The following is a 24,459-nucleotide window of genomic DNA, read 5'->3' as shown; positions in this document are numbered from 1 at the left end:
CATTTACCCCTTAGGCGCGTCCTGGATCACCTCAACTTCTCGGTCAGGTCTTAAACGATCTAACCCTTCCAGCACCACTTTATCGCCTGCCTTTAAACCTTCTTCAACAGCCACTAAGCCGTTATCTACAGCACCTAACTTCAACAAACGGATTTGCGCTTTGTTATTGTCATCGATCATATAAACATAAGTGCCCTGAGCACCATATTGCACAGCGTCTTGCGGAATAGTCACAGCACCACTTTGCACTGCCACATTTAAACGTACATTGACAAACTGGTTCGGGAATAACTCTTCGTTCTGATTAGCAAACTCCGCTTTCAGCTTCAAAGTGCCAGTGGCTATATCAATCTGGTTATCCAGGGTGGTTAAAGTACCGCTGGTCAGCTGCATTTGTTCCGCTCTGTCCCAGGCCTCAACTGACAAAGCTGCTCCGGCACGAAACGCCGTGCGCACTTGCTGCAACTGAGTTTCAGGAATAGTAAAGACCACAGCTATAGGTGAACTTTGGGTAATAGTGACTAAACCTTCAGCGCTATTGGCCTGAATTAAGTTGCCTGGGTCGACAGCACGTAATCCCAGACGACCACTGATAGGCGCTTTGATTTGAGTATAAGACAACTGCAAAGCAGCAGCATCAATAGCGGCCTGATTGGATTTAATAGCGCCTTTGAGCTGGCTGACTAAAGCCTGCTGCGCATTCATTTGCTGCGCAGCTATCGTGTTTTGCTCTTTGAGTTTGGCAAATCGCTCTAAGTCCTGTTCGGCACTTTTCAGCAGCGCTATATTTTGTTCTTTCTGGCCCTGAGCCTGCGCCAATTCTACTTTGTAATCAGCCGGATCAATCTGAGCCAACAACTGGCCAGCTTCAACTTTTTGGCCTTCTTCGAAAAACACTTGCTGCAAAGGACCTGCCACCCGGCTTTGCACCAGCACAGTATTCAAAGGTGTCACAGTGCCTATGGCTTTAATCTGCACTTTTAAATCAGTAGAACCCGCTTCAATCACCCGCACAGGAACAGGCATAGCCCAGGGATTATTAGCAGCGCCGGCAGGTCGTGGGCCTCCGGGTCTTTGCCCCGCCGGTTTTTGTCCGGCTCCGGGTTTGCCTGCAGCAGCTTGTCCTGCTCCAGCGGCAGGTTCAGCACTTGGCCAGAACCAATACAGAGCAGCAATAGCAATAGCCAGACCAGCAGCTAACACAACAGGCTTTTTCAGCAAAGACATAACATAAATCCCTATAACAAAACTATAAATGAGTAAAACGGGCCTACTCTAATTCAGCCTGTAAAGCGCTGCAATGAAGCGAATGTCAAGATTGAGTAAAGATGGTCTGACATTCGGTCAGACGTCTTTTTACAGCGACAAAAATCAAAGTGCCGGACAACATACAGCCATAAAAGGCAAAAGGATCAATTGAACAGCCAATGCCTTGCTACTGACATCAGGCTTGTGGCTCAAAACAGCTAATACTTTAACTGCGAACAGATTTTTCTGGATTAAAACTTCAGGCTACTGACATAAGGTTGTCAGTCTGAGTTGCTAAGCTGACAGGGTCAAGTAAAAGGAGCGCATCATGACTGTGTTAGATACTACTATTGATCGTTATTTTTCAGCGACTAATGCCCAAAATAACCAACTGGCGGCCGAGTGTTTTGACCCGGACGCATCCGTCTTTGATGAAGGTCAGCACCTGACAGGACTTGAGTCCATCCGCGGCTGGTTGCAGCATACCCAACAAAAATATCAACCCGAAGTTCAGGTACTAAAAGCAGAACGTAGCTATGGCGAAATCTGGGTGAAAGCTAAGGTATCAGGCCAGTTTCAGGGTAGCCCAATTCAGCTGAACTATGTATTTGCCTTGCAGGATGGCAAAATCAGTCGTCTGATGATCCGTTAGCTATAGCCTATTCCAAGAGAAACTGATGAATCGTATTGATCGACTGCTGGCGCTGATTTTGTATTTACAAAGTCGCCGCACCTGCACAGCCGAAGCCATGGCAGAACACTTTGGTTTAAGTGTGCGCACTATTTACCGGGATATTGCGGCTTTGGGTGAGGCTGGTGTGCCTATTCTGGCCGAAGCTGGCATAGGCTATAGCCTGATGAAAGGCTATTTATTGCCACCAGTTAATTTCTCCGAACAGGAAGCTTATGCACTGTCGACCGGCGTGATGCTGGCGCAGCGTATGACCACCCACAGCTATAACGAAAAAATGCAGTCGGCTTTAGATAAAATCAAAGCTGTATTGCCCAATGAGGCCAAACACCGGCTGGAACTGCTGGCCAAAGGCATGGCCACTCCACAGACAGAACATCCACAGCAGGCGGATTTATCCGTATTACAACAAGCTATAGCACGACAACAGCTACTGACTTTTGATTATCAGAATGCCAGTCAAACTCATAGCCAGCGTGAAGTAGAAGCTGCTGGTTTAGTGTTTTACCTGGGGCGCTGGCATTTGATTGCCTGGTGCAGACTACGACAAGACTACCGTGATTTTCGCACCGACCGTATCCACAACTTACAGCTTCAGGCTGAACAGTTTCAGGCCAGAGGCGACTTTAACGCTAAAGACTTTTTGCAAAGCGGTACTCCGCCAGCACAACTGAAAGCACAGATCCTGTTTGCACATACAGCAGCAGACAGAGCCAGACGGGAGTGGTGGCAAGGTATAACGAATGAGCAACAACATGCTGAAGGTGTGGTGATGACGCTGAACTGCAGCGACTGGACTTCGTTGGCGTGCTGGGTATTATCGCTTGGCATAGCAGCTAAAGTGCTGGCACCTGATGAATTAAAGCAGGAAATGCGCAGGCAAAGCGGTGCTGTTTTAGCGCTCTATTCCTGATGCGCTTAAGCTTTTAATTCAGCCTTTAAGCTATGGCAATAAATCCTGCAGCTGCTTTAGTTTGAGCTGAGTTTTGATCCTGTGTTTTAAAGTGACCGCATGCACAGGCTTGATCACAAAATCAGCACCGCCCGCTTCCCAACATAAAGTTTCATCTTCCTGACTCTGCATACCAGTAACAAAGATCACCGGAATGCGAGCCAGCTCTGGTTGTTGTTTCAGTAAACGGCAGGTCGCTAATCCATCCAATTCAGGCATGACCACATCCAGCAGGATCAAGTCAGGCGGGTTGTTTTGGCACAAAGTAATAGCTTGAGCACCGGAGGTGGCCATAAAAATCTGATACTCAGCATTCAGCATCTGATGAATGATTTGAATATTCACCGGCTGGTCGTCTACTACCAGTATTTTTATTTTGTCAGCACTGTGTAACGGGGTGACACTCATCAATAACTACCTTTTCAGTAATGTCTGGTACTGCTCTGTGTACTGCAGAGCCTGAATAAAATTCAATTGGTCTAAAGCGCTTTCCAGTTTACTGACCCACTCTGGGTTCAGGTTTTGCAATGCACCTTTCAGCTCTGAAAACTGATCCAAAGCATTCATATTAAAACTCTGCAAAGAAGATTGTAGCTGGCCAAGCAGTTCTGACAATTCAGTGTCACTGGGCATCAGAGCTATAGGTTCTTCTTCTGCAGGCGCGGTTTCCGCCAATAACACAGGTGCAAAACTAGCAAAAGCTTCAGCGTCGGCAACAAAAGTTGATAAAGCTTTAGGTAAATCCAACGCCGTTTTTTGTTTGATCGATTGCTCAATAGCAGCTGCAGGTTCGGATAAGCGCACTATGCCCAAAGAACTGGCTGAACCTTTCAGAGAATGCGCCAACAGATACAATTCTTTTTCTGTTAAGGCTGAGGCTCCGGCTTTTAGTTTAATCAGCGCAGCGTCGAGCTCAGTGACAAAAGACTTCAGGGTTTTATGATACACAGAGACCGAGTTGCCCAGACGGTTTAATGCTGAATTCAGTTGCACACCTTGCTGTAAAGCCGCATCCACCAGAGCCGGACTAAGTAATGGCTGTTGAATTACAGCGGCAGGCAAACTGGGGTCAACCGGAGTTTTTGACCACTTCAATATGGTTTGCACCAGGGTGTCGATGGCAAAAGGCTTAGCAACATGATCGTTCATACCTGCGTCCAGGCAAGCTTGTTTGTCCGATTGCATCGCATTGGCAGTCATGGCCACTATAGGCAAGGTCAACATAGCGGCTTTGCTGCGAATACGTTTGGTGGTTTCATAACCATCCATATCCGGCATTTGAATATCCATCAGCACCAGATCGTATTTATCCGGTTGCTGCTCCAGCATCGCCAGCGCAAAAGTGCCACCCGGCGCTATATCCACTAAAGCGCCTTCGTTGCCTAACAATTCCGAAGCAACGATCTGGTTGGTTGGATTGTCTTCCACCAACAGCAGTTGTAAGCCATTTAAGCGACTTTGACGTGGCGCAGCCTCTTGCTGCGCATTAGAAAACATCTGTTTACCAGCCAGCGCATCCAACACCGCATCGAGCAACCGGCTTGGGGTGACAGGTTTGACAATAAAACCGTTCAGTAAATGCTGACTTTGTTCTTGCTGTTGTTTTTGCGCCAGACATTCACGGCCATGAGCTGTCACCATAATCACCAGTGGCATATCAGGGCCTTGCACTAACTGACGGATTTTTTCCGCGGTCTGCCAACCATCCATACCTGGCATTAACCAGTCGAGTAATACCAACTTATAACCATTTTGTTGCTGTAACAGCTGCAATGCTTGCTCGCCACTACTGGCTAAATCAACCTGACAACCATAATGCCGCATCACTTCAGATAAAATCTGTCGGGATTGCTGGTTATCGTCTACCACCAGCACTCTTAAATCCTGTAACAAAGACAGGTCGGCTTGAGCTGCATTCAGGCTTAAACAGTTAAACCAGAGATCAAACTCAAAACAGCTGCCAGAGCCCCACTGGCTATCCACCGACAACTGCCCGCCCATCAGTTCAACCAGACCTTTACTGATGGCGAGGCCTAAACCTGTGCCGCCATAACGACGGCTGATAGAAGACTCTGCCTGACTGAAACTCTGGAAAATCACCGCCAGTTGTTGTTCTGTCATGCCGATGCCAGTGTCCGTGACTTTAAACTTAATTTTGGCCGCTTCTGCAGTGCGTTCTGTCACCTCCAGGCTCACCACTATTTCACCTTTTTCGGTGAACTTGATGGCGTTGCCAGTCAGATTTAACAGCACCTGTTTCAATCGCAAACTATCACCCACCACCAGCTGCGGTAAATCTTCAGCAAACTGATACAACACTTCCACATCTTTGCTGCCCAGATTGGCCGATAAAATAGTGCCCAAATCTTCCATCAGCGACGCCAGTTCAAAGCTATGGCTATCCATCTCCAGCTTGCCAGCTTCCACCTTAGAGAAGTCCAGAATGTCGTTCAGAATAGCCAATAAGGACTTCGCTGCTATTTCAGTCTGACGGATATAATCTTCTTGTCTGCTGGTTAAACTAGTTTGCTGCACCAGCTGTAACATACCCAGAATAGCGTTCATTGGGGTGCGGATTTCATGGCTCATATTGGCCAAAAAGGACGATTTCGCATCATTGGCTGCATCAGCCAGTCGCCGTGCATATGCCAGCTCCTGCTCCCTTTTGTGTTGCTCAGATCGATCACGGGCCACCAGATAAAAATAATCCTGCTGTTCAAAACGGATCCAGGACAAAGTTGCCGACAAAGGGATCAAAACACCTTCTGAGTCTTCAAACTGGGTTTCAAACTGCACACTGCGTTTTCTCTCTGTGCTCAGAATAAGTTGCTGCAACCTGTCGCCCACCAGTTGCAAAGCAAGATCTGCCAGACTTAACTTGTCGGCGCAACAGGCTAAAGCAGCCGGATTGGCTTTAATCACATCAGCGGCATCATTTAACCAAAAGACGAGATCCGGGCTTTGCTCTGTGGACACTTTCGCCAGAGCCAGCTCAAACTCCAGCTCTTTTTGTAGCGTTAAATCCCGTGCAATGCCCAGATAACCCACCACTTGTTTTTGCTGATCCAATAAAGCTGTGACCGCAACCTGGACAGGAAAGCGACTGCCATCTTTACGGACATAAGTCCACTCTCTGTTATCGGTTTGGCCTTGTTTGGTTTTTTCAACCAACACAGTGATATCCGCATCAACCTGATGGCCAAGCTGTGTTGTAAGTTGCTGTGAATACTCCGCCATTTCATCCGCATCATGGATGATATCCGGGCCATAACGACCAATCACTTCAGCTTCTTTGTACTGCAACATCGCTTCTGCTGCTGGGTTAAAAGACGTAATCATGCCATCTAAATCAGTGGTGATAATGGCATAGTTGGCGTTGCGTAAAATGCTGCGCTGTAAGGTGGAGACCCGTTCAATCTCAGCAGTGCGCAGTTCAACCTGATGCTCCAGCTCTTCATTGGCTTGCTGTAACTTTTGCTCTGCCTGCTTGATATGACTGATGTCATTAACCGTCAGGGCTGAACCGATAAACAGGCCTTTTTCATCCAGAATAGGCGACAGGTTTAATGACACAGGATACTGCTGCCCTGATTTATGCTGTCGCACACTTTGCCTGTAACGCACTTTTCGGCCAGCCCTCACCTCTTGCTCCAGTTGCAGCTGTTCCGCCTGGTGCGAGGCAGGCACAATCAGTTCGCTAATGGTTTTTCCTATAGCTTCCGCTTCGCTGTAACCAAACATTTGTTCTGCAGCCGGGTTCCAGCTGTTAATCAGTCCTTGTTTATCAGAACCAATCACGGCCTCGTTGGCATTTTCCACTATCGCAGCCAATACAGCTCTGTGTCTGGATAACTGCAGACGGCGGGAGAAGGTCAACTGCATAAAAGCGACAATCACGATCAGTAAGGCACTGATACTCAAGCTGATGTAAAACACGTTTTGCGGTCTTTGCAAATTCAGGGCTGCAACAAAATGCTCTGTCGCCTGCAACCTGACTTGCCAGTTGCGGCCAAAAATAGACAGCTGACGCTCAGCCTTGTACCCGGTTAAAACCGAGTTTGTCCCTACAGTTTTAAAAAAAGCCTGCTGTGGATTAAAGGCAATATCTATAACCTCCAGGTGCACTTCTGCATCCGCAGTTTGGATACTGGATAAAATCTCATCAATGGTTAAAGGCGCATAAGCCAGACCATAAAGTTGCTGATAACGTTCTTCTTCAGTTTGCGGTGCTGTGCCCTGCAGATAAATTGGCATTAGTAACAAAAAACCCTGCGATTTTTTACTTTGAGCCTGCACCAAAGTAACGGGCTCAGTCAGCACGGCTCTGTTTTGCTGCACAGCCTGAAGTGCGGTTTGATAACGGATCTGCTCCGAAGCAATATCAAATCCTATGGCTTCTTCATTATCAGCCATAGGTTCAATGTACTGGATCACCAACAAGTCATTTGGATGCGGGTTTTGTTGGCGAAATAAAAATGGATGGTTGCTGTCCGCTTCCGCTTTTTGCAAAAACTCGGCGACATCAGCAGGAGCTACTTTGCGGATAATGCCAAAACCACGGGCTCCGGGGAATTCAGTCGTCAGATCACGACTTTGACTGTAAGACAGCATATTGGCATAACCAAAATTCTCTGCACCAGCACTTAACACGGCCCCCCGAACACCACGCAAACCATATTGATAAATAGTCATTTTTTCGACTATTGCATCAGCCAGCTGATTGGCTTTAGTATCTAAGCTTTGTTGAATACGTTGCTGATTTTGCTGCTGCTGACGTTGTTCAAAATGGGCAGAAAGATAGAATCCTATAGCTGCAAATAACAGCGCCGGAACCAAAATTGCAGCTAGATCCTGCAGGTTACGCTTAAGCCATACCATTAGTCTGATCCCTTTCCTTGTGTGCTGAGGCGCTGTTTTAAGCGCTCTGCCGCCGCGATAAAGTTTAACGTCATGATGTCCTGCTCCATCAGCACAAAGTCTTCGGGCCCAAGATAGGCTATCCAGCCCGCTCGTTGTACCTGAAATAAGCTATAGGCCTGCATATCATTATTTTCAAGGTACTGGATATACAGCAATACGTCAGGCAAGCTGCTGTCTGAGCTGTAGTTAAACTGGCTCAGCCATAAATTTAAAGCCGCTGAAGTTTGCTCCAGACATTCCAGATAGCTCGTAAATGCGCTAGCACAAGGTAATAGACCTTGTTGTAACTGCATTTCCAGCGGACGTGATAATTCAGGTAAAGCCGTTGCGCCTAAAGTGGCGTAACTGCCACGCAACTTATGTAAAGAGTGCTCAATGGCTTTAGAGTCTTGCTGCTGATAGGACCTGGTAAGCTGCTGTATTTCGCCAGGAGTTGATGCAATCAGCTGAGCTATAGCAGGAGAAAGATGCACAAACGCATCCTGAGAAAAGCCAATTAATTGTTCGAGCACACTAAAATTAAACAACATAGAAAGCTACCCGGATGATTTCTCACAGCATAATGGGCTTTAGCTGAAAAATCCCGTGCTTTGTCCAGTTAATTTCATCTGGTTAATTTTTCCGTCTACACTAAAAAAGTGGACAGAAAACAGGGAAGTGCCAGATGCAGATAACACCATCCGCCGCAAAGGCTGCGCAAATCTTATTGGTTGATGATCAGGCATCATCCTTGTTGCTATTACGTGAGTTACTGCAGGATTTGGCCACTTTGTATTTTGCTACCGATGGCTCTCATGCACTGGAGCTGGCGCGTAAACACCACCCCGAACTCATTGTGCTGGATATTGAAATGCCGGGTATGGATGGTCTTGCCGTCTGCCGAGCTTTAAAAGCCGACCCGGCTACCCGCGATATCGCTATTGTGTTTATTACCTCTCATATAGATATAGAACACGAAATATCCTCTTTATCTGAAGGGGGCATCGACTTTTTACGTAAACCTTTGCATGCAAAGTCCTGTCGTATCCGCATCAAAAATCTGCTGGATTTAAGCCGCTATAGCCGTCAGGTAGAGGCAGAAAAAGAATGGCTGAGAGTGACGCTGGATTCTATTGGTGACGCCGTCATAGCCACAGATCTGGATGGAAAAATCAGCTTTATGAACCCTATAGCTGAGCGTATGACAGGCTGGCTGGCGAAAGAGGCATTGTTTCGCCCTATCGAAGAAGTGATGCAACTGCGGGATGCTCATACTTTAGAGCCACACTGGAACCCAATTTATTTTGCGTTAAAAGAACAACGTGTAGTGGCTATGGCGTTAAATTGCCAGTTAGTATCGCGCACAGGACAGTTGTTTCAGGTGGAGGATTCTGCCGCCCCTATAATTGATCACAAAGGTCAGTGCCTTGGCAGCATAGTGGTGTTTCATGACGTCAGTGAAAGTATGGCTCTGGCGCTGAAGATGAGTCATCTGGCCAATCACGACCCTTTAACCAATTTACCCAACAGGGTACTGCTGTACGATCGCATCGAACAGGCCATCAAAAGAGCAGAGCAGTTGCATCATAAATCGGCTTTGCTGCTGATTGATTTGGACCACTTTAAATATGTGAATGACTCTATAGGTCATAACTTCGGCGATTTGCTGATCAAACAGGCTTCAGAGCGGCTGAACTCTATTTGTGATGCCGGCACCACACTGGCTCGTTTAGGCGGTGACGAGTTTGTGCTGGTGCTGCCCGAGCTATGGTCTATTGAAGAAGTGGGGTTGTTCACCAGCCAGGTGCATAGTCAGTTCCAGCAACCTTTTGTACTGGAAGATAAAAAGTACCAAATGGCCGTCAGCATTGGCGTAAGTATTTATCCGGACGACGCCCAAACCATAGAAATGTTTATGCGCCATGCCGATGTGGCTATGTTTAAAGCCAAATCTGAAGGCCGCAACAGAACCAGCTTTTTTTCCGACGAACTGGAACAGCAAATAATTCATCGCCATCAACTGGAATTGCTATTGCGTGAAACCTTAACCAATCAGCAACTACAAGTCTATTACCAGCCAAAGCTTTGTTTAGAAACAGGCAAGTTATTGGGTGCCGAAGCTTTGGCACGAATGCAAAACCATCAGGGTCAGTGGGTTTCTCCTATGGAATTTATTCCGCTGGCAGAGGAGACAGGTTTAATTGGCGAACTGGGGCAGCAAGTGTTGCGTCAGGCCTGTAAAGAATGTCTGATCTGGCAACAATTGGGTTATCAGGTGCCGGTATCGGTTAATATTGCCGCAGCTCAGTTTGCAGACCCACTGCTGGTGAAACAAATCTGCAGTCTGATGACAGAATTACAAATGCCAGCCCGCTTATTAGAGCTGGAAGTGACAGAAAGCGCGCTGATGCTGGATGTCAGTAAAACCCAAAGCATGTTGAGTCAGCTCAAAGCCGCCGGCATTTGTATTTCAATAGACGACTTTGGCACTGGCTACTCGAGCTTGTCTTATCTGAAAAAATTCCAGGTCGACGTGCTGAAAATAGATAAATCCTTTGTCCATGAAATGCTGACCGACAGAGGCGATATGGAAATAGTCAAAGCCGTGATCTCCCTGGCTCAATCGATGAATTTGCAGTTAATAGCCGAAGGCATTGAACTGGAAGCGCAAAAAGACAAGCTACTGCAGCTGGGTTGCCAGATGGGCCAAGGCTATTTTTTCAGTAAACCTTTGTCGGCAGAAGCATTTAAAGCTTATATGACTGCTCAGCACTACAACTAACAACGCATAAGTAAAAGCACCACCACTTATCCTTCTGAAATAGCAGGGAAAACAATCTGCTCATTGCAGTTGGTCGCAAAATACGACGGCCTGAACAACCTTGTATTTACCTCAGACCAACACGCAAGATATAATGACAACAATTCTCATTTAGATAAAGTCGTTATTCTGTCGGAATCCTGATCACCCTGTTGATCATGGGACAGTGGAAGGAACCTGCTAATGAAGCCCCGATTTCGCGATGCTATGACCTGGTTACATACCTGGACCGGCCTGTTGGTTGGCTGGATACTTTTTGCCATTTTCCTGACGGGTACCCTGTCTTTTTTTCAGGATGAAATCAGCAGCTGGATGCAACCCGAACTCAAAACTGCAGCAACTCAAATACAGGCTATTGCTCAGGCTGAACAGTTCCTGCAGCAAAAAGCGCCGGATTCTGAACGCTGGTCCATCACCTTACCCAACTCAAGGGCTCAGACTACAGAGTTGTTCTGGCGTACTGAAGGCCAGAATGGGCGTCGTTTTGAACGGGCAACATTAGATGGCAGCGGTCAGGCTGTGGCGTTAAGAGACACCAGAGGCGGTAGTTTTTTATACAGATTCCATTTTGACCTGTATTACATGCCGGTGATTTGGGCTCGCTGGCTGGTCGGCATTTGCAGTATGTTTATGCTGTTAGCGATGATGACCGGTGTGGTGATCCATAAAAAAATCTTTAAAGACTTTTTCAGCCTGCAATTTTTTAAAGACCATAAAAGCTGGTTAGATGCTCACACTATTACGTCTGTACTGGCCTTGCCTTTTCATTTGATGATCACCTACACAGGCCTGGTCACACTGATGTTTCTCTATATGTTTTATGCAGTGTCGGTGAATTTTGGCGACAGCGGCGCCTTGTTTGACCAAGTTTCCGGACAGGAAAATAAAATTGTCGCTACTGGTATAAAAGCACCACAAGTGCCACTGGATAGCATCTTGCGTCAGGCCCAGCAGGAACTGAATGGCGCAGAGATCAGCTTTATTTCCATCCATTATCCAGGCGATCAGTCGGCCATGATTGAAATACGAGAAGCAGCGACCAGTGCATTGGTTTCAGGTTTTCGAGTACTGCAATACTCAGGCTCTACAGGTCAGCTAGTGCAGGAAACTACCACTGCCTTTAGCTCTGAGAAAGTCCGCCGCACTTTAATTAATCTGCATTCGGGTCGTTTTGCCGATCCTGTCTTACGCTGGCTGTACTTTTTATCTGGCGTAATGGGCACTGTCATGGTGGCCACTGGTTTATTGCTCTGGTCGACACGACGTAAAGCCCGCTTGCCTGCAGGTAACAGAGTGGGGCTGAACATGAAGCTGGTCGACTGGCTTAATGCAGGCGCTGTGATAGGGCTCACTTTAGCAGTTGCCGTCTATTTCTGGGCCAACCGTTTATTACCATTACAACTGGCTGATCGGGCTGAATGGGAAATCCGCTGCTTTTTTATCAGTTGGGGCCTGACTTTTATCTATGCCGCAGTACGAGGTGCACAGGCTGTCTGGCTGGATGGCTTTAAGTTAACAGCTGCCCTTTTACTGGGCTTACCACTACTGAATTATCTGACCACAGACCGGCATTTACTGAACTCAATGCTGCAGTCTGACTGGGTGATGGCAGGTTTTGATCTGACGTGTTTTGCTTTTGGCTTACTAAGCCTGCTCGCTGTCAAGCATCTGAAAAACCGCGCCCAAACTAAAGCGCAGGCCACACAAAATCAGCACAGATTACAGGAGCATGCCGGATGAAAGCTTCACCATTTCAGCCAGATAGCCAGTTGTACAACATCCTTAGCATGCTAAGCCGGCTGATGCTGGCCATAGTTGGAGGTTACCTCTGCACCGTGGCCCTCATCACCCTGACATCCAGGCTGATCAGCCTGCTGTTTGGTATTGAACTGGCTGGAGCACTAATGGGCATGCTGCTGCTTAGTTTTTTATTGTATAGCCTGATCATTATGGCGGTGTTTGCCGCCACCCGTTTAGGTCGCGCCTGGCTGCTGCTCACCTTAATCACAGCGGCCTGTGCACTGCTGTCTATGCTGCCAGCCCTGAATGCCGGAGTAATACAATGATCTCCGTTCTGGCCTGGTTGTTATGCCAAATCGCTTTTGTGTTGTTGTGTCAGGCCATGCCGCGCCATGCCAAACAGATCTGGGGCAAGGTGCTGTCTGACCAACAGGAAATCATCAGACGCCGCAGCGGCTTTTTTTTGTTAGCGCTGTCCTTGCTGGTGCTGCTTAACAAGCTGCAGCTTGCAGGGGCCATTTTAGTCTGGTTCGGATTACTCAGCCTGACCGCCATCACTGTCGCCATAGTTCTGACGATGAAACCCACTGTATTGCGCTGGTTCTGATCAGCATTCAGTAAGAACAACAAACTTATTTTCAACGACTTGTGTTTTGCGATCCATTTTGAGAAAGGAGAAGTTTTCATGCGCTTTAGCAAAAAACACAGCCAGCAGCTGATTGTTACAGCTTTATCGACACTGACTGCGCTTGCGGCACAACAGGCGACAGCCCAACAACAAAACACCAAAAAAGAGCCGGAAATTGACCGTATTCTGGTGGTTGGCCATACCGAGAAGTATCAGGTGAGCGAAACCAATACCGCCACTAAACTACCACTGTCGTTAAAAGAGACGCCACACGCTATTACTGTGTTTACCCGTGAGCGTATTGAAGACTTTAACCTGATCACTATTGCCGAAGTGATGGAGCAAACCCCGGGCATTACGACCCAATCTTACGATAGCAACAGAACCCGTTTTCAGGCCCGTGGTTTTACTGTAACCAACTTCCAGCTGGATGGTATTCCGTCCAACTTTAACGTTGGCGCCAGCGGCAACAGCATTATGAGCGACACCTCCGTCTATGAAAGAGTAGAAGTGGTGCGTGGCGCTGCAGGTTTAGTCACAGGCACAGGCGACCCTTCTGCCACAGTCAATCTGGTGCGTAAAAGACCTGGTTATGATTTTTCTGCCAGCACAAATCTGACTTATGGCTCATGGGATTACCAAAGAGCCGAGCTGGATCTTGGTGGCCCTCTGACAGACAGCGGTACGCTGCGGGGTCGTTTTGTAGGTGCTTATACCGACCGCGGCAGCTATGTAAATTACCAGAAAGATAGCTCTCCCAGCCTGTATGGCGTAATGGAAGCAGATTTAACCGACAGCACCCGGATCCGTTTTGGCGTGGATCAATTAAGTACAGATTCCAAAGGAGGAGCCTGGAGTGCCACGCCGTTGTTTTTCACTGACGGCACAGCCACTGACTTATCACGCTCCTGGAGTGGTGGCGCTAAATGGAACCGTTGGGAGAGGGATAATACCAATGCTTTTGTGGTAGCTGAGCAGGAGCTCGGCGACTGGGTCGGTCGTTTTGCCTATAACAAACGCTGGACTGATACCCGCAGCTTGCTGATGGCGGGTTCAAACAGCCAAACCTTCCCGGATAAAACCACCGGCTTAGGTTTATATCTGGTGGATACATTCAGTGTGGGTGAAACCACAGAAGAGTCTTTTGACGGTTATCTGACCGGGCCTTTGACTTTGTTTGGCCGCGAACATCAGGCCATGTTGGGTGCAAACTATTACGACCAACAACAAGACACTATGGCCACTACTTTGCAGCGCAACTATGGTTTGCCCACTAAAGGCACTGCTATTTTATTCCCCAGCATTTATGACTGGGATGGTGATATTACTGCACCTACAGTCAGCGAGCGTGGTTTTCCTTCCCGTGTAGAGAATGGCGATCAATCAGGTTTGTATGGAGCCATCAAACTAAACCCGCTGGATCAACTGGACGTACTGCTGGGTGGTCGTTACACCGAAGTGAAAACAGTGACAGATAACTTCAGTACCTCCACTAACCCAGCGCTGGCAGGAGCCTTAACCAGCACGGCCGAAGTATCGGATGACAAATTTACGCCTTACAGCGGTCTGATGTATCAGCTCACAGAGCAAATCTCAGCCTTTGCCAGCTATGCCGAGGTGTTTAGCCCTCAATCGGTGCGAGACATCAACGACCAGCAACTGGACCCGTTAACGGCCACTAACTATGAGTTTGGTGTAAAAGGCGGGTTTTATGATGATCAGCTTTACCTGGCCTTAAGTGGTTTCCGTATGTTGCAGGACAATGTAGCTGAACCTATTGATGGCGCCGATCCGCTGCCAGATGGCTCAACGCCTTATCGTCAGGTGGATGGCATTAGCACCAAAGGGGCCGAGCTTGAGGTATCAGGTGCTTTAAACCCGCAATGGAATATCACCGGGGGTTACACCTTTGTCAGCAGCAAAAATGCCGACGGCAGCCGCTATTCAACAGACACAGCCAAACATCTGTTAAAGCTGAATACAACCTATCAGCTGGACAATTGGATGCTGGGTGGCGGCGTGACAATACAAAGTGATATTTCCCGTCTGATGACTATTCCGACCGGAGCATTTAAAGCAGACGGTTCACCTTTGACAGCCACAGGCCTGGCCAAACAGGGCGGTTATACGCTGCTTGATTTAATGTTAAGGTACAACCTGAGTAAAGACCTGAGTTTGTCCGGTAACTTCACCAATGTGCTGGATAAAAAATACTACCGCAACATTGGTTTTTTTAATGGCGGTTATTATGGTCAGCCAGCCAGAGTATTAGTGAGTTTGCGCTGGAGTTATTAAGCCAAGCTATTGAAGTAAAGGATTAAAAGGCCTTACCACTAAGGCCTTTTAATCAGTCCAACAGAACCTGTTGCACAAGGAATAAGCTCAAATACAGCATCTGCAGTTAAACCAATTTCAGCCCGGTGTGAGATATACACAATAGCGCAGGTTCTGGCCGATGCCATGCGGTTGATCAGCGCTATCAGCACCGCACTTTCTTCGTCATCTAACCCGACCAGGGGTTCATCCAGCAATAACAAAGGCGGGTGTTTCACCATAGCACGCATCGCCAGAATTAAACGTTGTTGTCCGGCGCCCAGATGCGCAAAAGGCAGTTTGGCATAAGCAGTCATACCGACTAGCTCAAGCCACTGTGCCGCCAATCTTTGATGAATAGCTGAAGGCTGTTGATACAAACCGACAGAGTCAAAAAAGCCAGAGATCAGCATATTTTCCACACTGTCGTGGCTGCTGAAATTCTGTACCATCACCCGGGTAAAACAGCCAATGTTTTTCTTAATATCCCAGATACTTTCGCCACTGCCTTTTTTCCGGCCGAATAAATACAGCTGCTGGCCATAGCCCTTCGTGCTTTCGCCGTTAATCAGCTGTACTAAAGTACTTTTACCCGCACCATTTGGGCCATGTAGTTGCCAGAATTCACCGGCGCGGATATCCCAGTTAATACCGTTTAATACAGCTTTGTCGCCATAACTGACCTGCAAATCCCGCATACTGATCAACAAAGGGTCCAACAGTGCAGGCTGATCCGCAGCAGGGGGAATATTGCCTTTTAGCTCTGGTAGTGCGGCGTTGACGCCCTCATCCGGCACAAGCTGCTTGTTCTGCAACCGGAACTGAGAATGAATAAAAGCCAGTTTGTCCCGGCGGCGACTCAGCAATTGAACCAAAGGAATTTGATGCTGCAGCTGGTGCAGGCGCTGTTCTATCATCTGCTGCCCGGCCAAATCCAGGCTATCAAACAGGTTGTCGAGGATCAGATAATCAGGTTTAGATGCCAGTAAATAATCCAGCAAAAGGCGTTTTTGTTCCCCTTCAGACAAAGACGCCAGAGCTTGCGGTTGGCCTGCAGTTAAGTCATCCCGGCCATGCCGGTATTCTTCCGCCAGAAATTGCTCCAGTGTTAAAGCCGAATACAAAGCCCCCTGACCGGTCAGTTGCAGGCCCATAGCAGCGCCAGCACCATCATTTTGTAACTGCTGGATCAGCAGCTTTTTATCATCCGAACTTTTCAGGTAAATAGCGCAATGCATGGGTAGTCAGGCTCAGCTTTTACGGTTTGAAGCTTGTGGAAAGGCAGTCTTTTGAATACCTTTTGCTTTTTACTTGTACAGTCGCATAACTGGTTTTGTTCGTCCAGCAGATCACCTTGCCTGAACGTAATCCACCAGCCGGATCCCCATCAGCATAAACACAATAAAAACCAGGCCTTCGACAGAACCTGTGCCAGCCAGCACTAAAGCAGGTCCTGGGCATAATCCGACTAAACCCCAACCTAAGCCAAACAAAGCACTGCCAGCCAATAAAGGGCGGGTAATAGCAGTTGCTTCAGGCCAGTGAAATTTCGTTTTTAACAGGCTCTGCGGCATGGTTTTACTCACCCTAAAAGCGATAAAAGCAACAGCTATAGCGCCAAGCATGACCAAAGCTAAAGACGGATCCCAAAGGCCTGCTATATCTAAAAACCCCAGAACTTTGGCCGGGTTCGCCATACCAGCCATTAATAACCCCAACCCAAACAGCAAGCCGCAGATAAAAGCGCTTAGGGATAAAATCCAGTGTTTTTTCATACAGCACCTCCATGTGCAGCACCCTGAAGGGCAGCCTGCGGCTGTGAAAATTGTCTATCCTGCCAATTTTTCATCACTTTCCCCTTAAACGACATGACGCACAATAAAAACTGTGGCCACAGCAACGGCCATAAAGGTAACAGTAGCGACCAAAGAACGTCCTGACAGACGGGATAAACCACAGATGCCGTGACCGCTGGTACAGCCAGAGCCTAAACGAGCACCAAAACCAACTAATACCCCTGCAATAGCTAATAACCAGTAATTGCTCGTTACCTGAGAGACAGGCAAGGGAGCCAGCAGCAACCAAACCCAGGAAGACAATACCAGCCCCAGAACAAAAGCCAGCCTCCACTGCCGCTCAGCGCCGGAAGAGCTCAAAACTCCTGCCGTAATACCACTGATCCCAGCGATACGACCGTTCAATAACCACAACAAAGCACAGGCGAGCCCAATCATCAGCCCGCCCGTTAAAGCCGATTGCGGCGTAAATTGAGACCAGTCAATCATAAGTAACCTCTATTTCAGATAACGCTGAAGTGGCACGCTAGCTTATTTTGCAAGCAACAAACTGCGATATAAGTATAAGCATATACCTTTTTGATATATTAGTGAACACTAAAAAACAAAATTAAAGATACAGAGAATAAACCCTGAGTTGCAGCTATGCAGCCATAAGGTGAGGTAGGTAAGTCAGGCTTTTGTTGCGGATAAAAAAAGCCCGGGGAACACCCGGGCCTTAACAAAAATTAATTTTAAATCAAAAACTTACTCTACAGTCACCGACTTCGCCAGGTTACGTGGCTGGTCTACGTCTGTGCCTTTGATAATGGCGACGTAGTAGCTTAATAACTGCAGCGGGATGGTGTAGATGATTGGTGCAATCAACGGGTGCACGTGTGGCACGCTGATCACACGCTGCGTTGCGTCTGATTTAAAGTGAGCATCCACATCAGCGAAGATGTACATGATGCCGCCGCGGGCACGTACTTCTTCCACGTTTGACTGCAGTTTTTCCAGCAGTTCGTTGTTTGGCGCTACCACAATAATTGGCATATCAGCGTCAATCAGCGCTAATGGGCCGTGTTTCAGCTCGCCTGCGGCATAAGCTTCAGCGTGAATGTAAGAAATTTCTTTTAACTTCAGCGCGCCTTCCATAGCGATAGGATACTGGTCGCCACGGCCTAAGAACAAAGAGTGGTGCTTGTCGGCAAATTCTGTCGCCAAAGCTTCGATTTTTGGCGCTAGCGTTAAGGTTTCTTCCAGTTTAGCTGGCAGAGTTTTTAATGCCTGCACCATATCCTTTTGCTGCTCAACAGTTAAACCATTGTATTTACCAATAGCCAGCGTCAGCATAGACAAACCAACCAGCTGAGTGGTGAAAGCTTTAGTGGAAGCCACACCAATTTCAGCACCAGCACGGGTCATAAAGGCGAGATCCGATTCACGTACCAGTGAAGAACCGGCTACGTTACAAATAGTTAAGCTGCCGATATAACCTGCTTCTTTGGCTAAACGTAAGGCCGCTAATGTATCTGCAGTTTCACCAGACTGGGAAATGCTGACCAACAAGCTACCTGGTTGGACAAAAGATTTGCGGTAACGGAATTCAGATGCAATTTCCACGTTACAGGAAATGCCACCTAAAGACTCCAGCCAATAACGGGCTACCATGCCTGAGTGGTACGAAGTACCGCAGGCAACGATTTGCACGTGACGTACTTTTTTGAACAGTTCAGCTGCGCCGTTACCAAAAGTTTCGTCCAGCACTGAATCAGAACCTAAACGACCTTCTAAGGTGTTGTTGATGGCATGTGGCTGTTCGTAGATTTCTTTCAGCATAAAGTGACGGTACTGACCTTTGTCACCTGCGTCGTAGCTGGCGGTGGATTCAGTAATAGTGCGCTCTACTTGTTTGCCGTTTTTGTCGTACACAGTCACGCTGGTACGGGTAATTTCGGCCACGTCGCCTTCTTCTAAAAACATAAAACGACGGGTCACTGGTAACAGAGCTAACTGGTCAGAAGCGATAAAGTTTTCGCCGATACCAAAACCTATCACCAATGGGCTGCCTGAACGGGCCACAACTAAATGGCTTGGGTCGTTTTGGTCCATCAATACAGTGCCGTAAGCGCCGTTAAATTGTTTTACCGCAGTTTGTACTGCAGCTAACAAAGAACCAGCGGTTTTCATTTCTTCAGCCACTAAGTGCGCAATAACCTCAGTGTCAGTGTCTGAATTAAACACATAACCTTTGGCTTTTAACATTTCACGCAGCGGGCCATGGTTTTCGATAATGCCGTTGTGCACCACAGAAATATTGCCGGAAACGTGTGGGTGAGCGTTACGCTCTGAAGGTTCGCCGTGTGTAGCCCAGCGGGTGTGTGCTATACCAGTGCCGCCAACAACAGGGGTTAATTTTACTGCGTCAGACAGTTCTTTTACTTTACCTAAACGGCGGATACGTTGTAATTCGCCTGTTGGGCTGATGATGGCCACACCGGCAGAGTCATAACCGCGGTATTCCAGACGGCGTAAGCCCTCGACCAGAATGTCTACTACGTCACGTTGTGCTACAGCACCTACTATTCCACACATAAAGTCTTACTCCACTGATCCAAGGGGGGCGCAAATCACCTTTACGCCTTGTTGTTCTATTTGTTGTTTTGCGCTGGCGGGTAACTTGTCGTCTGTTACCAGTATTTTAATAGACGACCAGGGCAATTCTAAGTTGTGGATTTTCCGACCTATTTTGTCGGACTCCACCATCACCACCACTTCACGCGCCACTTCGGCCATTACCCGGCTTAAGCTGGTCAGCTCATTAAAAGTAGTAGTACCACGCTGCAGATCAATGCCATCGGCACCAATAAACAGCTGATCAAAATCGTATGCACGCAATACCTGTTCCGCCAGCTGGCCCTGAAAAGCCTCAGACTGAGGGTCCCAGCTGCCACCTGTCATCAGCAGCGTAGGTTCGTTTTCCAGTTCACGTAATGCATTGGCAATAGACAAGGAATTGGTCATCACCACTAAACCTTGTTTATGCGACAGTTCTGGCAATAAAGCTGCTGTGGTGCTGCCGCTGTCGAGAATAATGCGGTTGTGATCACGAATAAGCTCTGCAGCGGCTTTGGCCAGAATTTGCTTTCGTTCTGAAACTTTTTCGACTGCAGCTTCCTGGATCAGTTCATGTGGAACTTGCACAGCACCACCATAACGGCGCAATAACAAACCGTTATTTTCCAGCGCAGCTAAGTCTTTACGAACCGTAACTTCAGAGGTTTCAAAGTGATGGGCCAACTGCTCAACACTAACTTCTCCCTGCAGATTCAGCAGGTCAAGAATAGCGCGGCGGCGTTGTTGGGTGTTTCGTTTGTTCATCTGCCAGTCATTTAAGTTTCGTTTCGAAAGATATTTTACAGAAACGAAAGATAAGTGCAAGAGTGAAAGTTAAATTTAGCTTTTGCTGGAGAGATCCGTGGAGAATGATGTATAGGGACTCTATAGGGGGATGTTAAAAAAAAGCGTAGGGGCGGGTCTTGAACCCGACCGTCTAATGGGTGAATCAAAACGAATGCGTGCCGCCCTCAAGTGCGACGGCTATAGCCTAAGTAATTGATGTTGCGGCGAGGCGCGCAGTCAACAAAGCAGCAGCTTCAAGTACGACGGCTATTTAATGTTGATGTGAAGCTTCTGGGCCAATCAATAACAACATCAGTAAAACACCAAGCCCCATCATCAGGCCATGTAACCAAAGGGGTTGTTCGACATTTTTGCGCAGCAGCGGCATTAAGTCGGCGCTGGCCAGATATATAAAAGCACCGGCTGTAATAGCCAATAAAATATTCAGATTCGGCGTTAACCAGTGACTGATGGTTAAGGTGGCTACTGCACCTAAAACACAAGCGCTGGCCGATAACAGGTTATACAACAAAGCTTTTTTACGGCTGAATCCGGCATGCAGTAATACAGCAACATCGGCAATTTCTTGCGGAATTTCATGGATCAGAATAGCCACAGTGGTAGTGACCCCCAATAAAGGGTCGACCAGAAAACTGCCTGCTATCAGTACACCATCAATAAAATTGTGAACTCCATCCGCTGCCAGATTCACTTTTCCGTAGCTGGCTGTGTTTATAGCCTGGTCCGGCAGCTGCGGATGACCATGTTGCAGTGCACGTTCCAGAAAATAAAAACCTAATAAACCCGCTAATACCCAGCCAAAGAGCTGACGATGCGACTCCTGATGCTGCAGCGCGTCCGGCAATAAATGCAAAAAGGCATTAGCCAGCAATACGCCCACAGCCAGGCTTAAAATCAGCGGTAAAAAACGTTGCAGTTTGCTTTGCGGCAGCAGAAATAACACGGCCCCGGACAGGGACACCAGCATCACCAAAAAGGCAGCCAGCAGGATAAACAGAGTTAACATAAAAAATCCTGTCCTATGGGAAATAACAGCGGATAAAAATAGTCAGGTTCAGGCAGCAGCAGCCAGTCGAAAAACCTGTGACATTATAACGTTTTTTCCCCGATCGGATCTTTGTTTTTTAAAGAAAAAATCGTCAGGAACGATTTTTAACAATGCGAAGCATTGGCCCGAAAGGTGAGCGCCATGGATGGCTGCGAATAAAAAATCGTCTGGAACGATTTTTAACAATGCAAAGTATTGGCCCGAAGGGCGAAGCCGGAAATAGCATTGCCAACAGTTTGGCAATGTCCGGATGAGCGCTAGTGGCTCTGTCCACTGGCCGAAATGCGCCAAGGATGGTGGCGACATAGTCGCAACAACCATCCGGCCTTCGCCAGAGGTGAAGGCGTGATAAAGGCGAAATGCCAAACTGTTGGCATTTCGAAAGACCGTTATCACCCAGACAGTTGCGACATACCGTCCTTCCCTGGACATAAAAAAACCACCTGTCTTCCCAGCAGGTGGTTGAGCATGATCTCAAAAGACCAGGGTAAAGCAGTTTAGAAACTGTAACTGACACTCAATTTGGCATAACGGCCCGGTTCGCTGTAACGCTGAATACCGTCGGCACTGATATTGTTTCTACTGCTGGCGGCATAACGAATACGCTCCCAGCGGTAGTATTCTTTATCAAGCAGGTTATAAACACCGAGGTTCAGTAACCAATTGTCGCCAAACTCCATATTGCTGACTAAATCCACCACACTAGCACTTTTTGGTAGATAGGTGACTAATTGAGTTTGAGTACCGTCTTCTTCCGTTTCGTAAGCATCTTTAGCTTTCACTTCTGAGCTGTAACTTAAGTTAGCCGCCAGACTCCACCAGTCGGTTGCGCGGTAGCTGACCCCAGCAACCAGTTTGTCCGGGCTTATGGTGATCAGCGGGTCGCCATTGTCTTTTTCACCTTCATGATGGCTATAAGAGAACTGAGCACTCCAGCTTTGATTAAAGCGCCAGGCACCCTGCAACTCGACGCCTGTGACATCTACATCACCAACGTTTTCGTTCACTGTGTACGGATTACCTTGCGTAGTGTTACAGCCAAAACTGGAGCAGTCTTCATACACAGTGCCCGGGTTTTGTACTTTGGTAACAGTAGCAATCATGTCGCGGTAGTTATCTTTAAACACCGCCACTTTGATCCTGCTGTTATCACCTTGCCATTGGTAAGCCAGTTCCAGGTTGGTGCTGTATTCAGCTTCTAAGTTTGGGTTGGACAACGAACTGTATAAACCCGGCACGACCACGCCTGTGGCTTGTTCAGTGCGGCTGGTCAACGCAGTCTGGAAGTACATTTCTTCTGTACTTGGTGCACGGAAACCACGGCCCAGCTGCAGCGCTACACTTTGCTGTTCTGTCAGCTGATAGTTACCCACTAACTGACCTGTTACTGCGCTGAAGCTACTGTCCTGCACTGTACCTGTCACATCGGTAAAGCCATCATTTAACTGGGGTTTGTACGACACATGATCGTAACGCAGACCGCTGGTTAAGCTAAAAGCACTATCGTTAAATTTAATGCTGTCGCGTATGTAAAGATGCCATAAGTCAGCGTCTGTTTCAGGCACAAAATCCGGGTCTATATCTTGCCGGGCAATTTCCATGGTCTGGCCAACGTAGCTGGTATCAATGGCAGAAAAATCGACAGACTTTTGCTCCAAAGCACCGCCGTACACCAGTTGATGGCTGCTGCCCTGAGTTTGTAGTTCTTTATCCAAGGCAAAAGCCCATTTCAACAAATCCTGCTGGTAATCGCGGTCTTCACTGCGGTAACAAGGACCCGTAGTACATAAACGGGCTGCACTGGCTGGGGCCAGCATCAAAGTGAAAGCGTCGTTATTGGTTTTCTGATAATCCAGGCTGGTTGAGAAGGCATCAAATAACTGATGACCAGCTAACCAATTGTATTTCAGGCCAATACGGCTGCGCTCCTGCTGATCGTCACTGGTACGGGTCAGGTAGCTGCGGCTTAACCAGGATAAGTTGTTGGTGTCGATATCTGCTTTGAATAACTCAGCGGTCAGGCCAATATCCTGAGTCTCAGTCAGCTGGTACTTTAATTTGGTCAGTATATTGTGGCTGCTGTTGTCCTGCGGATCGGCAACAGGGCGGCCTGAACCTGTAATGGCCTGACGTTCGGCTGAGTCGGCATAGTTTTCCATTTCGTGGCCTTCCCTTTTGGTCAGCACGGCCAAAGCTTCCAACTTGCCACTACGGTTTGCCACTGTCACAGTGCCCTGAGTTTCATCATTGGCACCACTGTAAGCCGCTTTTAACCGGACAAAAGTATCGTTGCCTTCCGGTTCTAAATAGTCAGCAGCATCTTTAGTGACAAAAAGCACGGCGCCACCTAAAGAGCCACTGCCTGCAGCTATGGCATCAGCACCTTTAACAATTTCAATTTGTTTCACCGCATCCGGGTCTATACCACCACGGCCGGCCGCAAAGAAATCATAAAAAGCATAAGTGGGCGGGTTTAAGGTTTCACCTACAGACAAACCGTCAACCGTAATAGCCACCTGATTGCCTTCCAGACCACGGATGTTAAAGCCGGCAGAACCAAAACGGCCCTGATCAGTCAGGCTGACACCTGGGATATAACGCACCATATCTTCTAAACGCTGCACCTGCTGCTGTTCCAGCTGCTTAGCTTTAATCACTGTGCTATTAGCTGTGGTCGATTTTTTATCTTCAAGCGCAGTAGCAGTGACAGTCACAGCATCCAGTTGCGACAAATCTTTTGCGGCCTCTTCAGCTGCAACTTCTGCCAACAGGGAGGTGGAAAATAAGCTGCTGATAGCAACAGCAATTAAAGTTTTAGAACAGGGCATGACGCTCTCCTTGACGAGCTAAAGACTTGTGGTAAGTCCACAGGATGGCGTTATGCTAGATCAAATGAGAACTATTCTCAACAACAAAGT

General features: G+C 47.7%; 19 protein-coding genes. 7 read left to right on the top strand and 12 right to left on the bottom strand.

The window, feature by feature from the left end; all coding sequences use genetic code 11:
• Positions 1-3: 3 nt before the first annotated feature.
• A complete protein-coding gene (locus tag LSG34_RS15885) occupies positions 4-1,227 on the bottom strand; it encodes an efflux RND transporter periplasmic adaptor subunit (protein ID WP_233010086.1) in 1,224 nt (407 codons plus the stop codon).
• 349 nt (positions 1,228-1,576) lie between these two features.
• Between LSG34_RS15885 and LSG34_RS15880 the strand changes: the two genes are divergently transcribed.
• The gene (locus tag LSG34_RS15880; protein WP_233010085.1) at positions 1,577-1,900 is read left to right on the top strand and encodes a nuclear transport factor 2 family protein; all 324 of its coding nucleotides are present in this window, start codon (positions 1,577-1,579) and stop codon (positions 1,898-1,900) included.
• A gap of 25 nt (positions 1,901-1,925) precedes the next feature.
• Positions 1,926-2,852: a helix-turn-helix transcriptional regulator gene (locus tag LSG34_RS15875; RefSeq protein WP_233010084.1), complete on the top strand. Its 927-nt coding sequence runs from the start codon at positions 1,926-1,928 to the stop codon at positions 2,850-2,852.
• A gap of 30 nt (positions 2,853-2,882) precedes the next feature.
• On the opposite strand, the gene LSG34_RS15870 is transcribed toward LSG34_RS15875, so the two are convergent.
• The 3 genes from LSG34_RS15870 to LSG34_RS15860 are packed head-to-tail and all read right to left on the bottom strand — an operon-like array spanning position 2,883 to position 8,341.
• Positions 2,883-3,299: a response regulator gene (locus LSG34_RS15870; protein WP_233010083.1), complete on the bottom strand. Its 417-nt coding sequence runs from the start codon at positions 3,297-3,299 to the stop codon at positions 2,883-2,885.
• A gap of 6 nt (positions 3,300-3,305) precedes the next feature.
• A complete protein-coding gene (locus LSG34_RS15865) occupies positions 3,306-7,769 on the bottom strand; it encodes a CHASE domain-containing hybrid sensor histidine kinase/response regulator (RefSeq protein ID WP_233010082.1) in 4,464 nt (1,487 codons plus the stop codon).
• Positions 7,769-8,341 (bottom strand): Hpt domain-containing protein, encoded by a 573-nt coding sequence (locus LSG34_RS15860; RefSeq protein ID WP_233010081.1) that lies wholly within the window; start codon positions 8,339-8,341, stop codon positions 7,769-7,771. The genes LSG34_RS15865 and LSG34_RS15860 overlap by 1 nt, the downstream gene beginning before the upstream one ends.
• A gap of 134 nt (positions 8,342-8,475) precedes the next feature.
• On the opposite strand from LSG34_RS15860, the gene LSG34_RS15855 reads away from it, so the two are divergent.
• From LSG34_RS15855 to LSG34_RS15835, 5 genes are all read left to right on the top strand, one after another.
• Positions 8,476-10,572 (top strand): putative bifunctional diguanylate cyclase/phosphodiesterase, encoded by a 2,097-nt coding sequence (locus tag LSG34_RS15855; RefSeq protein WP_233010080.1) that lies wholly within the window; start codon positions 8,476-8,478, stop codon positions 10,570-10,572.
• A 222-nt stretch (positions 10,573-10,794) separates the two neighbouring features.
• Positions 10,795-12,351, top strand: a complete 1,557-nt coding sequence (locus LSG34_RS15850; protein ID WP_233010079.1) for a PepSY-associated TM helix domain-containing protein — start codon at positions 10,795-10,797, stop codon at positions 12,349-12,351.
• The gene (locus LSG34_RS15845; RefSeq protein WP_233010078.1) at positions 12,348-12,677 is read left to right on the top strand and encodes a hypothetical protein; all 330 of its coding nucleotides are present in this window, start codon (positions 12,348-12,350) and stop codon (positions 12,675-12,677) included. Before LSG34_RS15850 ends, LSG34_RS15845 begins: the two co-directional genes overlap by 4 nt.
• Positions 12,674-12,958, top strand: coding sequence for a DUF3325 domain-containing protein (locus LSG34_RS15840; protein WP_233010077.1), 285 nt, complete (start codon positions 12,674-12,676; stop codon positions 12,956-12,958). The genes LSG34_RS15845 and LSG34_RS15840 overlap by 4 nt, the downstream gene beginning before the upstream one ends.
• 78 nt (positions 12,959-13,036) lie before the next feature.
• Positions 13,037-15,274, top strand: a complete 2,238-nt coding sequence (locus LSG34_RS15835; RefSeq protein ID WP_233010076.1) for a TonB-dependent siderophore receptor — start codon at positions 13,037-13,039, stop codon at positions 15,272-15,274.
• 38 nt (positions 15,275-15,312) lie between these two features.
• Here the strand turns inward: LSG34_RS15835 and LSG34_RS15830 are convergent, their stop codons facing one another.
• The 8 genes from LSG34_RS15830 to LSG34_RS15795 form a co-directional block, all read right to left on the bottom strand.
• Positions 15,313-16,530, bottom strand: coding sequence for an ATP-binding cassette domain-containing protein (locus LSG34_RS15830; RefSeq protein WP_233010075.1), 1,218 nt, complete (start codon positions 16,528-16,530; stop codon positions 15,313-15,315).
• A 111-nt stretch (positions 16,531-16,641) separates the two neighbouring features.
• Positions 16,642-17,067 carry a DUF6691 family protein gene (locus LSG34_RS15825; protein ID WP_233010074.1) on the bottom strand — a complete coding sequence of 142 codons (426 nt, stop codon included), beginning with the start codon at positions 17,065-17,067 and terminating at the stop codon, positions 16,642-16,644.
• Positions 17,068-17,151: 84 nt separating this feature from the next.
• Positions 17,152-17,577, bottom strand: a complete 426-nt coding sequence (locus LSG34_RS15820; protein WP_233010073.1) for a YeeE/YedE family protein — start codon at positions 17,575-17,577, stop codon at positions 17,152-17,154.
• A gap of 258 nt (positions 17,578-17,835) precedes the next feature.
• Positions 17,836-19,665 carry a glutamine--fructose-6-phosphate transaminase (isomerizing) gene (gene glmS, locus LSG34_RS15815; RefSeq protein ID WP_233010072.1) on the bottom strand — a complete coding sequence of 610 codons (1,830 nt, stop codon included), beginning with the start codon at positions 19,663-19,665 and terminating at the stop codon, positions 17,836-17,838.
• A 6-nt stretch (positions 19,666-19,671) separates the two neighbouring features.
• A complete protein-coding gene (locus LSG34_RS15810) occupies positions 19,672-20,451 on the bottom strand; it encodes a DeoR/GlpR family DNA-binding transcription regulator (RefSeq protein ID WP_233010071.1) in 780 nt (259 codons plus the stop codon).
• Positions 20,452-20,743: 292 nt separating this feature from the next.
• Positions 20,744-21,499, bottom strand: coding sequence for a ZIP family metal transporter (locus LSG34_RS15805; protein WP_233010070.1), 756 nt, complete (start codon positions 21,497-21,499; stop codon positions 20,744-20,746).
• 48 nt (positions 21,500-21,547) lie between these two features.
• Positions 21,548-21,973: a hypothetical protein gene (locus tag LSG34_RS15800; RefSeq protein ID WP_233010069.1), complete on the bottom strand. Its 426-nt coding sequence runs from the start codon at positions 21,971-21,973 to the stop codon at positions 21,548-21,550.
• 65 nt (positions 21,974-22,038) lie between these two features.
• Positions 22,039-24,369: a TonB-dependent hemoglobin/transferrin/lactoferrin family receptor gene (locus LSG34_RS15795; protein ID WP_233010068.1), complete on the bottom strand. Its 2,331-nt coding sequence runs from the start codon at positions 24,367-24,369 to the stop codon at positions 22,039-22,041.
• Positions 24,370-24,459 lie beyond the last annotated feature (90 nt).

Origin of the sequence: Rheinheimera faecalis, from assembly GCF_021290965.1 — a bacterium.
Taxonomy (GTDB): Bacteria; Pseudomonadota; Gammaproteobacteria; order Enterobacterales; family Alteromonadaceae; genus Pararheinheimera; species Pararheinheimera faecalis.
This window is presented reverse-complemented; position numbering and strand designations above follow the sequence as displayed.